We start from the raw sequence: 11,811 nt of genomic DNA on the forward strand, positions 1-11,811 counted from the left end.
ATAGAATAATAAATAATGCGCAAGACTGTAAGGATGTAGAAATCGGACCCTTCTTAATTAATGGAATTTCAGATGGTTATATTAAGCGAAACGTATTGTGAGATTGATTCTTTGACAGAAACAAAAAAGGCATCGCGGCCGCTAAGCCGGGATGCCCAAAGATAAAAACTGAAATTGCAATAAGCGCTGCCAATCAGACGGCGGCGATTGTCTCCGCCTTTCGCGCCTTTGCGCCATGCGCAACGAAATACGGTGTATCGACGCGAGCCAACGATTCACGCCCCCGAATCATGTCCGCGATTTTTTCGGCCAGCATGATTGTCGGTGCATTCAGATTGCCGGTCACGATCTGCGGCATGATCGACGCATCCACCACGCGCAGCGACTCGAGCCCATGCACGCGGCCTTCATTGTCGACTACAGCCATATCGTCGTAACCCATCTTGCACGAACACGAAGGATGGTAAGCCGTCTCCGCGCGCTGCCGCACGAACGCATCGAGTTGATCGTCCGTTGTGAGATCGGCACCGGGATGCAGCTCGCGTCCACGATATTTCTCAAGCGCCGGCTGATGCATGATCTCGCGCGTGATGCGGATAGCGTCGCTGAATTCGCGCCAGTCGAGCGGGTCCGACATGTAGTTGAACAAGATGCTCGGGTGCGCGTTCGGATCGCGTGACTTCAGCTTCACGCGGCCGCGGCTAGGTGATCGCATTGAACCCACGTGCGCCTGGAAGCCATGCATCTTGATCGGATTCGAGCCGTTGTAATTGATCGCGACGGGCAGGAAGTGATACTGAATGTTCGGCCAGGGATCGTCGTCGCGGGTACGGATAAAACCGCCCGCCTCGAACTGATTGCTCGCGCCGATCCCCGTACCCTTGAACATCCATTCAATCCCGATCTGCGGCTGATTCCACCACTGCAGCGCGGGATACAGCGACACGGGCTCAAGGCATTCGTACTGCATGTACATCTCCAGATGATCCTGAAGATTCTCTCCGACACCGGGCAGATCATGCACCAAAGGCACGTCGAGCTCACGTAGCCACGTCGATCGGCCGACGCCCGAACGCTGCAGTAATTGCGGCGAGGCAATCGCGCCGCCGCACACCAGCACCTCGCGGCGAACGTGCGCGGTGATACGTTCGCCGCCATGAAGATACGCCACGCCTATGGCTTTTTTCCCCGAGAACAATACGCGATCGGTGACCGCATGAGTGACGATCGTGAGATTTGGCCGGCCTTTCGCGTGATCGAGATATCCGCGCGCCGTGCTCGAGCGGCGGCCGCTCGGCGTCACGGTACGATCCATCGGGCCGAAACCTTCCTGGCGATAACCGTTGAGGTCGTCGGTACGGGGATAGCCTGCTTGCACGCCTGCTTCGACCATTGCGGCGAACAAAGGGTTGTTGCCGGGTTTCGATGTCGTCACGTGCACCGGACCGTCACCGCCGTGATACGCGTTCGGTCCGACATCGCGCGTCTCGGCCTTGCGAAAATACGGCAGGCAATCGGAATAGGTCCAGTTTTCAAGGCCCTTTCGTTCGGCCCAGCCGTCGTAGTCGAGCGCATTGCCGCGGATGTAGCACATGCCGTTGATCAGCGACGATCCGCCTAGTCCCTTGCCGCGGCCGCATTCCATGCGGCGATTGTTCATGTGCGGCTCAGGATCGGTTTCGTAGGCCCAGTTGTAGCGGCGGCCTTGCAACGGAAACGCCAGGGCTGCGGGCATTTGCGTGCGGAAATCGAAACGGTAATCCGGGCCGCCTGCCTCAAGCAGCAGCACACTCACACCAGCGTCCTCAGTCAGACGTGACGCCAGGACGTTACCCGCCGAACCCGCGCCCACGACGATGTAGTCGAACTCCTTCGCGCTCATCGTTCAGCTCCTTAGAACACGGGTTGGTAGGTACCCATCTCGACCTGCACGGACTTGATGCTCGTGTAATGTTCAAGCGTGGTGATGCCGTTCTCGCGGCCGACACCCGATTGCTTGTAACCGCCCACGGGCATTTCAGCGGGCGATTCGCCCCAGGTATTGATCCAGCAGATACCGGCTTCCAGTGCATGAATGACGCGATGCGCCCGCGCCAGGTTTTCAGTGACCACGCCAGCAGCAAGCCCATACGAGGTTGCATTCGCTCGCGCGATCACTTCGTCTTCTTCATCGAAGACGAGAATGCTCATGACTGGTCCGAAGATCTCTTCGCGCACGATGCGCATGTCGTCGCGGCAATCGGTGAAGACGGTCGGTTCAACGTATTGCCCTTGAGCGAACTCGCCGCGCTCGATCCGCGATCCTCCCGCAATCAACCGCGCGCCTTCCTGCTTACCACTTTCGATGAAACCTAAAACCTTCTGCAATTGCGCGGCGCTGACGAGCGGGCCGAAGTTGGTGTTTGCGTCCGTGGGCGAGCCCACTCGAATACGCTTGACGCGTTCAAGCACGAGCGCTTCGAAACGCTCGTACACCGGGCGCTGGACAAACACGCGCGTGCCGTTCGTGCACACCTGGCCTGAGCTGAAGAAGTTGGCGCTCATGGCGATGTCGGCGGCGCGTTCGAGATCGGCGTCGTCGAAAATGACGAGGGGCGATTTACCGCCCAGTTCCATGGTGACTTCCTTCAACGACGACCCGCCTGCCATTGACATCACTTTCTTGCCCGTCTCCACCCCACCGGTAAACGATACCTTCGCGATGTCCGGATGCGCGGCGAGCATGGCGCCGACGCGGCCGTCGCCTTGCACGACGTTGAACACGCCTGCGGGAACGCCGGCTTCCGTAAAGATTTCCGCCAGCTTCAGCGTGCTCAAAGGTGTGATTTCGCTGGGCTTGAAGATCATCGCGTTGCCGGCGGCGAGCGCGGGCGCCGACTTCCAGCAGGCGATCTGGATTGGATAATTCCATGCACCGATGCCGGCGCAAACGCCGAGCGGTTCACGTCGCGTGTAGACGAACGAAGTGGGCCGCAGCGGGATCTGCTGGCCTTCTATTGCCATGGCGAGCCCTGCGTAATACTCGATCACATCGGCGCCGGTGACAATATCGACGGCGCGTGTTTCCGCTATCGGCTTGCCCGTATCGCGCGTCTCGAGCGCGGCAAGTTCGTCGTTGCGTTCACGCAGGAGATCCACTGCACGGCGCAGAATGCGCGAGCGTTGCATCGCGGTCATGGCGGCCCATTCGCGCTGGCCTTCGCGCGCCGAGCGCACGGCGCGATCGATATCCGCAGCGCTGGCCTGCTGCACGCTCGCGAGCGTTTCGCCGGTCGCAGGATCGAGTGTGTCGAAGGTTTCGCCGCTGGTGGCGTCGACGTAGGCGCCGCCGATGTACAAGCGCTGCAATTCGAATGTGGGCATCGCGTAGTCCTTTAGGTGAGAGTCCGGCCGCGTGTGTCGAGCACGAGGTCGATGTAGTCGTTGGCCAGGCGCACGGCAGCCTTGGTGTCGAACGGTTCGCCCGACAGCGCGCCGCGCAACCACAAGCCGTCGATCAATGCAGCGAGTCCGCTTGCCGCGCGACGGGCGGCGACACGCGGCAGCGCCTTCGAAAAATCGGCGCACAAATTGGAATACAGCCGGCGCGTGTTGACGTTTTGCAGCCGCCGCAATTGCGGCTTGTGCATGCTCTCCGACCAGAACGCGAGCCACGTCTTCATCACCGGATTGCTGACTTGCGCGGCATCGAAGTTCGCCGCCACCACCGCACGCAAGCGTGCTCGCGGTTCGTCCTTCGCGACCCGCCGTCTGCGTGACGTGGCGTTCCACAGGTCTCGCAGCACGTGGCGCATGGTGGCTTCGAGCAGGCTGTCCTTATCGCCGAAATAATGACTGACGATACCTGTGGAAATGCTCGCGCGCTGCGCAACCGACGCCAGCGTCGTGCCGGCGAGACCGGCATGGTCGATGGTGAGCAGCGTGGCGTCGATCAGCTGCGCCCGGCGGATTTCGCGCATTCCGAGCTTGGGCATGGGCCTTGTCTTTCTATATAGCGGTTAGCAAAAGCATCATCTGAATGCTAGTTATTTTATATTGATTGGTCAATCAATAAAAACCGCCGATGTCGGTTTCAGCCAAACCCATGTCGCGTTGGAGGCGCGTCTCTGGTGCAGGACGGGACTACGCTCGTTAGGCGGTGCATGGCGCTGTTTTGCCATGCAGATCGTCCACGAGACTAAGGAGACAGGCAATGAGCAGTAATCGCGGCGTTGTGTATCTGGGGCAGGGCAAGGTGGAAGTGCAATCCATCGACTATCCGAAGATGGTCGATCCAGGCGGCCGGCAGATCGGCCATGGCGTCATTCTTAAAGTCGTCACCACGAATATTTGCGGGTCAGACCAGCATATGGTGCGCGGCCGCACGACCGCCCAGGTCGGCCTCGTGCTCGGGCACGAGATCACCGGCGAGGTGATCGAGATCGGGCGCGACGTGGAGACGCTCAGGATTGGCGATCTGGTTTCCGTGCCGTTCAACGTGGCGTGCGGCCGCTGTCCGACCTGCAAGGCGCAGAACACGGGCGTGTGCCTGAACGTCAATCCGTCGCGTGCGGGCGGCGCCTATGGTTACGTGGACATGGGCGGATGGATTGGCGGCCAGGCTGAATACGTGATGGTCCCGTATGCCGACTTCAATCTCCTGAAGTTTCCCGACCGCGACCAGGCGATGGCGAAGATCCGCGATCTCACCTGCCTCTCCGACATCTTGCCGACGGGCTATCACGGTGCCGTGATGGCGGGCGTGAAGCCGGGTGCAACCGTGTATATCGCAGGCGCGGGGCCGGTCGGAATGGCCGCGGCGGCATCGGCACGCTTGCTGGGCGCGGCTTGTACGATCGTTGGCGACATGAACGAAGAGCGCCTTGCCCACGCGCGCAAGGTGGGCTTCGAAACAGTGGATCTATCGAAGGATGCAACGCTCGGCGAGCAGATCGCGGCGATTCTCGGAACACCGGAAGTGGATTGCGCGGTCGATTGCGTCGGCTTCGAAGCGCATGGTCACGGCAGCAGCGGACACCATGAAGAAGCGCCCGCCACGGTACTGAATTCGCTGATGGAAATCACGCGGGTAGCGGGTGCGATCGGAATTCCGGGCCTCTATGTTACTGACGATCCAGGCGCCGCTGACGCAGCCGCGAAGAAGGGTGCACTGAGTATTCGCTTTGGCCTGGGCTGGGCGAAGTCGCATTCGTTCTTCACCGGGCAGACGCCGGTCATGAAGTACAACCAGAACCTGATGCAGGCCATCTTGTGGGATCGCCTGCCGATTGCGGACATTGTGAATGTATCTGTGGTGACGCTTGATCAGGCGCCGGATGGATATCGGCAATTCGATGGCGGTGCGCCGCGCAAGTTCGTGATCGACCCGCACGGGATGTTGAAGGCGGCTTAAGCGGCTCTGTCCAGGACGTCGCTTTAGCTTTTAAGCGGCGTTCTGTGCAACCGCCATCGAAGGAACGACGGAGAGTGAAGGCAACTGACGCCGGCGTTCCCGCGTAGGCGCCGTGCCGAATGCATCGCGATAGCTCTTGCTGAAATGGCACGCCGACTGAAAACCACAAGCCATCGTGATGTGCATGATGGACATGTCGGTCTGCAGCAGCAATTCCCGCGCACGGCGCAGCCGTAGCGTGAGGTAATAATGCGTGGGCGTCATGCCAAGATGCTCGCGGAACAGCCGCTGCAATTGCCGCTGCGACATCCCCGCCAGCCGCGCGAGTTCTTCGCGCGACAACGGCTCCTCAATGTTGTTCTCCATCAGCGAAATGACTTCAAACAGCGACTTGTTCGCCGAGCCCAAGCGCGCGACGAGCGGCATGCGTTGCTGCGCGCTCGTATCGCGGACATGCTCCACGATGAACTGTTCTGCAATCTGCGTGACCTTCGCCGTACCCACGCGCGTAGCGATCAGGTTCAGCATCATGTCGAGCGGCGCGACGCCGCCGGTACAGGTCACGCGGTCCCGGTCGATCACAAAAAGCTCTTTGAGAAAGCGCGTTTCCGGGAATTCCTCTTTCAGCGCCGACATGTTTTCCCAATGGATCGCGCAGGCGTATCCGGCGAGCAGGCCGGCGCGCGCGAGCGCATAGGTGCCGGTGCAGAGACTGCCGAGTACGCTGCCGAGCCGCGCAAAACGGCGCAGCGCTGACAGATGGGCAGCCGTGGTTTCGCGCTGGACGTCGATGCCGCCAACCACGAACACAATGTCCGGCTGTCCCACGCACTCGACCGGGCCGGTATCGACGGAGAGGCCGTTGCTCGCCGCCACGGGGCCACCGTCCGGGCTCACGATCGACCAGCGATACAGCGTTTGCCCGGTCAGGTAGTTCGCCATGCGCAGCACTTCGATGGCGTTGGTGAACGCGATCATCGTGAAATTAGGCAGCGGCATGAACGCGAAATGCGCGAGCGACGCGGTTCGGTCGGGGGACATTGAGGAGTGATTCCTTCGAATCTAGGGTGTGGCTGTGTCGTGGGGGCACGACTACGGACATTTTGTAGATGTTTGCAACATGCATGCCATCAGGCTAAACCCTATTGGCGCTGAAGCTTACGGCCCCGTAAGCGCTTAAGGGCGCACCTCGACGGGGATAGAAGTCATGCCGCGCACCGCCCGGGAGCGTGAAGCGTCCGCCGCAGTGCAACATGGAATGAGGGATCCGCACCGCTTGCCGACGACTTGTGTAAAACGGACGCGCATGTCGGAAAAGGCCAAGAACACGTCTAAATTCATAAATTGGCGCGTTGGGTGAAAGTCAAGAATAGACGCATCGGAAAGCAGTCTGAGCGCGGTTTTAGCGTGCCTCGCGGCTTTTCAAAAAACGACTTGTCCCCGAACCCACGGATGCTTCAATGTCAAATTCCTCGACCCGCCCCGCCGCCCCGTTCTTCGAAGAACCGCTTGCCACTCGCGACGCGCCTGTGCGCAGCGCCATCCTGAAAGAGCTGGAACGCCAGCAGTCCCAGATCGAATTGATCGCGTCGGAAAACATCGTGTCGCGCGCTGTGCTCGAAGCGCAGGGCTCGGTGTTGACCAATAAGTACGCGGAAGGGTATCCGGGCAAGCGTTATTACGGCGGTTGCGAATTCGTCGATGAAATCGAAACGCTCGCGATCGATCGCGTAAAGCAACTCTTCAACGCGCAGTTCGCGAACGTCCAGCCGCACTCGGGCGCTCAGGCGAACGGCGCCGTGATGCTGGCGCTGACGAAACCGGGCGATACGGTGCTCGGCATGTCGCTCGACGCAGGCGGTCACCTCACGCACGGCGCGAAGCCGGCGCTGTCCGGCAAGTGGTTCAACGCGATCCAGTACGGCGTGAATCGCGAGACGATGCTGATCGATTACGAGCAGATCGAAGAACTCGCGATGCAACACAAGCCGACGCTGCTGATTGCAGGCTTCTCCGCTTATCCGCGTGAACTGGACTTCGCACGGCTGCGCGCCATCGCCGACAAAGCCGGTTCAAAGCTGATGGTCGACATGGCGCACATTGCCGGCGTGATCGCAGCCGGGCGGCATCAGAACCCGGTCGAGCATGCGCATGTTGTGACGTCGACCACGCACAAGACGTTGCGCGGTCCGCGCGGCGGATTTGTCCTGACCAATGACGAGGATATCGCCAAGAAGATCAATTCGGCGGTGTTCCCGGGCCTCCAGGGCGGTCCGCTGATGCATGTAATAGCAGCCAAGGCCGTGGCGTTCGGCGAGGCGCTGCAGCCCGGTTTCAAGACCTATATCGACAATGTGCTGGCTAACGCGCAGGCGCTGGGCGAAGTGCTGAAGGCCGGCGGCGTCGATCTGGTCACCGGCGGCACCGACAACCATTTGCTGCTCGTCGATCTGCGTCCGAAGGGCCTGAAGGGCAACCAGGTCGAGCACGCGCTGGAGCGCGCCGGCATCACCTGCAACAAGAACGGCATCCCGTTCGACCCGGAAAAGCCCACCGTCACGTCGGGCGTGCGCCTCGGCACGCCGGCCGGCACCACGCGCGGTTTTGGCGTGGCAGAGTTCCGTGATATCGGCCGCCTGATCGTGGAAGTGTTCGACGCACTGCGCGACCACCCTGACGGTCACGCTGAGACCGAACATAGCGTGCGCCGCGAAATCTTCGCGCTGTGCGAACGCTTCCCCATTTATTGATTACGTCCTCCCTTTCTGGAGCATGAGATGAGCACACTGCACGACAACAGCATCATCATCGACGGCCTGAACATTTCGAAGTTCGAGCATTCGGTGTTCGAGGACATGAGAAAGGGCGGCGTGACCGCGGTGAACTGCACGGTATCGGTCTGGGAGAGCTTCCAGAAGACCGTCGACAACATCGCCGAAATGCGTCAGCAGATTCGTGAGCACAGCGACATTCTCACGCTCGTGCGCACGACCGACGACATCCGCCGCGCGAAAAAAGAGAACAAGACCGGCATCATTTTCGGTTTTCAGAACGCGCATGCGTTCGAGGACAACCTGGGTTACATCGAAACGTTCAAGCAGCTTGGCGTGAACGTGGTGCAGCTTTGCTACAACACGCAGAACCTGGTTGGCACGGGGTGTTATGAGCGCGATGGCGGCCTCTCCGGTTTTGGCCGTGAAGTGATTCAGGAAATGAATCGCGTGGGCATCATGGTCGATCTGTCGCACGTGGGCGGCAACACGTCTTCTGAAGCGATCTCCGCTTCCAGGAAGCCGGTGTGTTATTCGCATTGCTGTCCTTCGGGCTTGAAAGAGCACCCGCGCAACAAGACCGATGAGCAGCTCAAGGAAATCGCCGATGCAGGCGGTTTTGTCGGCGTAACGATGTTCGCGCCGTTCCTGAAGCGTGGCCCGGACGCGACGGTGGAGGATTACATTGAAGCAATCGAATACGTGGTCGATCTGATCGGCGAAGACAACGTGGGTATTGGCACGGACTTCACGCAAGGCTACAGCACGGAATTCTTCGACTGGATCACGCACGACAAGGGCCGTTATCGTCAGCTGACGAACTTCGGCAAGGTCGTGAATCCTGAAGGTATCCGAACGATCGGCGAATTCCCGAACCTAACGGCTGCCATGGAACGCGCAGGCTGGAGCGAGTCACGCATCAAGAAGATTATGGGCGAGAACTGGGTACGTGTGTTCGACAGCGTCTGGAACGTCTGAGCCGACCCCCCCACATACAAAGGAAACCCACGATGCAACCGCAACTGCCTATCGACGTCGATCCGGAAACCGGCGTATGGACGACTGACTCGCTGCCCATGCTTTATGTGCCGCGCCATTTCTTCACGAACAACCATCTGGCCGTTGAAGATGCGCTCGGCCGTGAAGTGTATGCGAAGAGCCTTTATACAGCGGGTCACAAGTCGGCGTATCACTGGTGCGACAAGGAAGCGAAGCAACACGGCATCAGCGGCATGGCGGTGTTCGAACATTATCTGAAGCGCTTGTCGCAGCGCGGCTGGGGTCTGTTCTCGATCGTGAAAAGCGATCCGGCTGCATCAACGGCGACTGTGCATCTGCATAACTCGTCGTTCGTGCTTGCTCAACCGGGCAAGGAAGGCAAGCTTTGCTACATGTTCGCCGGCTGGTTCGCCGGCGCGATGGACTGGGTCAACGACACCGCGCCGGAAGGCACGAAGAAAGGCCCGAAGTCGTTTTCAGTCGAAACGCAATGCGCAGCGGAAGGTCAATCGCATTGCGTGTTCGAAGTGTCGCCGCTGGCAGCGTGAACGAGTAATACAAGATTAAACCCCGAGGTCGACCGCGATGCGTTACCCCAACCTTTTCAAGCCTCTCACGCTAAACAAGCTAACCGTGCGTAACCGCATCGTCAGCACTGCGCACGCGGAGGTCTATGCGGAACCGGGTGGTTTGCCTGGCGACCGGTACATCCGTTATTACGAGGAAAAGGCCAAGGGCGGTGTGGGCCTGGCCGTCTGCGGCGGCTCAAGCCCGGTGTCCATCGACAGTCCGCAAGGCTGGTGGAAGTCAGTCAACCTTTCGACCGACAAAGTCATCGACCCGCTCTCGCGCCTAGCCGAAGCCATGCACAAGCACGGCGCGAAGATCATGATCCAGGCGACCCACATGGGCCGTCGTACCGCGTATCACGGTGAACACTGGCCGCACTTGATGTCGCCGTCAGGCGTGCGTGAGCCGGTGCATCGTGGGAACGCGAAGATCATCGAAGTAGAAGAAATCAAACGCATTATTTCCGACTTCGCGGCGGCGGCGAAGCGTGTGAAAGATGCTGGCATGGATGGCGTGGAAATCTCGGCAGCACACCAGCATTTGATCGATCAGTTCTGGAGCCCGCGCACGAATTTTCGCACCGATGAATGGGGTGGTTCGCTCGAGAACCGCCTGCGTTTCGGCAACGAAGTGCTCAAGGCCGTGCGTGAAGCAGTGGGTCCGGATTTCTGTGTCGGCCTGCGCATGTGCGGCGACGAATTCCACGAAGACGGCCTCGATCACACACAGTTGAAAGAGATCGCGCAGTCGATGTCGGAGTCAGGTCTGATCGATTACATCGGCGTGATTGGTTCCGGTGCGGACACGCATAACACGCTCGCGAACTGCATGCCGCCGATGGCGTTGCCGCCGGAGCCTTTCGTGCATCTTGCAGCCGGTATCAAGTCGGTGGTGAAGCTGCCGGTGATGCATGCGCAAAGTATCCGCGATGCGGGGCAAGCTGAACGTCTGCTTGAAAGCGGCATGATCGATCTGGTCGGCATGACGCGTGCGCAGATCGCCGATCCGCATATGGTCATCAAGATTCGCGATGGCCGAGAGGACGAGATCAAGCAATGCGTAGGCGCGAACTATTGCATCGACCGGCAGTACAACGGCCTCGATGTGCTGTGCGTGCAGAACGCGGCGACGTCGCGTGAAGAGACCATGCCGCACGTGATCGAAAAGTCGCGTGGGCCGAAGCGCAAGGTCGTGGTCGTCGGCGCCGGTCCTGCTGGGTTGGAAGCCGCGCGCGTCGCGAAGTCGCGTGGCCATGACGTGGTGTTGTTCGAGAAGAACGATTACGTGGGCGGGCAGATCATGCTGGCGGCAAAAGCGCCGCAACGCGAGCAGATGGCGGGCATCGTGCGCTGGTTCGATATGGAAACGAAGCGCCTCGGCGTGGATCGCCGGCTGGGCGTGGCAGCCGACGAGAAGATGATCATGGCTGAGAAGCCGGATATCGTCGTGCTGGCTACGGGCGGTTCGTCGTTCACGCAGCAGGTTCCGGCGTGGGGTGTGGAACAAGGTCTGGCTGTGAGTTCATGGGACATCCTCTCAGGCAAGGTCGAGCCAGGCAAGAACGTACTGGTCTACGACGGCGTGAGCACGCACGCAGGCGCAGGCGTGGCCGACTTCATCGCGAGCCGTGGATCTAACGTCGAGATTGTGACGCCGGACGTCAAGGTCTCGGACGATGTCGGCGGCACGACGTTCCCGATTTTCTATCGGCGTCTGTATGCGCAAGGCGTGATCTCCACGCCCAACTACTGGCTCGACAAAGTGTATGAGGAAGACGGCAAGAAGATCGCCGTGATTCGCAACGAGTACACGGAGGAGCAGGAAGAGCGCGCGGTCGATCAGGTGGTGATCGAGAACGGGATTACGCCTAATGACGAGCTCTACTGGAAGCTCAAACCGGAGTCGCTGAATCGCGGACAGATCGATGTGCACAAGCTCTTCGCTTCCGAGCCCCAACCGTCGTTGAGTGAAGAACTGGGCAACGGCCGCTTCCTGCTGTTCCGCGTAGGCGACTGCATCTCCATGCACAACATCCACGGCGCGATCTACGACGCGCTGCGCCTCGTCAAGGATTTCTGA

The 11,811-nt window shown here is 60.0% G+C and carries 9 protein-coding genes; 5 read left to right on the forward strand and 4 right to left on the reverse strand.

Translation table 11 applies throughout. From position 1 onward, the window contains the following. Nucleotides 1-193: 193 nt before the first annotated feature. Genes betA through betI form a run of 3 tightly spaced genes read right to left on the reverse strand, consistent with a single transcriptional unit; the run spans nt 194 to nt 3,974 of the window. Nucleotides 194-1,882, reverse strand: coding sequence for a choline dehydrogenase (gene betA, locus EOS_RS14800; protein WP_047847410.1), 1,689 nt, complete (start codon nt 1,880-1,882; stop codon nt 194-196). A gap of 11 nt (nt 1,883-1,893) precedes the next feature. Then, nucleotides 1,894-3,363, reverse strand: a complete 1,470-nt coding sequence (gene betB / locus EOS_RS14805; RefSeq protein ID WP_047847411.1) for a betaine-aldehyde dehydrogenase — start codon at nt 3,361-3,363, stop codon at nt 1,894-1,896. A gap of 11 nt (nt 3,364-3,374) precedes the next feature. Continuing rightward, nucleotides 3,375-3,974 (reverse strand): transcriptional regulator BetI, encoded by a 600-nt coding sequence (betI, locus tag EOS_RS14810; protein ID WP_047847412.1) that lies wholly within the window; start codon nt 3,972-3,974, stop codon nt 3,375-3,377. Nucleotides 3,975-4,192: 218 nt separating this feature from the next. On the opposite strand from betI, the gene fdhA reads away from it, so the two are divergent. Next, entirely contained in the window at nt 4,193-5,392 is a 1,200-nt protein-coding gene (gene fdhA / locus EOS_RS14815; protein ID WP_047847413.1) for a formaldehyde dehydrogenase, glutathione-independent, read from the forward strand. A 30-nt stretch (nt 5,393-5,422) separates the two neighbouring features. On the opposite strand, the gene EOS_RS14820 is transcribed toward fdhA, so the two are convergent. Next, the gene (locus EOS_RS14820) at nt 5,423-6,433 is read right to left on the reverse strand and encodes a GlxA family transcriptional regulator (RefSeq protein ID WP_047847414.1); all 1,011 of its coding nucleotides are present in this window, start codon (nt 6,431-6,433) and stop codon (nt 5,423-5,425) included. A gap of 419 nt (nt 6,434-6,852) precedes the next feature. Here EOS_RS14820 and EOS_RS14825 point away from each other — a divergent pair, with 419 nt between their 5' ends. From EOS_RS14825 to EOS_RS14840, 4 genes are read left to right on the forward strand one after another with little or no spacing between them, the layout of a single operon-like run. Then, nucleotides 6,853-8,142: a serine hydroxymethyltransferase gene (locus EOS_RS14825; protein WP_047847415.1), complete on the forward strand. Its 1,290-nt coding sequence runs from the start codon at nt 6,853-6,855 to the stop codon at nt 8,140-8,142. 27 nt (nt 8,143-8,169) lie between these two features. Continuing rightward, on the forward strand, nt 8,170-9,141 hold the full coding sequence (locus EOS_RS14830) for a dipeptidase (RefSeq protein WP_047847416.1): 972 nt from the start codon (nt 8,170-8,172) through the stop codon (nt 9,139-9,141). A gap of 32 nt (nt 9,142-9,173) precedes the next feature. Then, nucleotides 9,174-9,710: a DUF5943 domain-containing protein gene (locus tag EOS_RS14835; protein ID WP_047847417.1), complete on the forward strand. Its 537-nt coding sequence runs from the start codon at nt 9,174-9,176 to the stop codon at nt 9,708-9,710. Between the two features lie 37 nt (nt 9,711-9,747). Continuing rightward, the gene (locus tag EOS_RS14840; protein ID WP_047847418.1) at nt 9,748-11,811 is read left to right on the forward strand and encodes an NADH:flavin oxidoreductase; all 2,064 of its coding nucleotides are present in this window, start codon (nt 9,748-9,750) and stop codon (nt 11,809-11,811) included.

Origin of the sequence: Caballeronia mineralivorans PML1(12) (assembly GCF_001028175.1) — a bacterium.
In the GTDB taxonomy this organism is placed as follows: domain Bacteria; phylum Pseudomonadota; class Gammaproteobacteria; order Burkholderiales; family Burkholderiaceae; genus Caballeronia; species Caballeronia mineralivorans.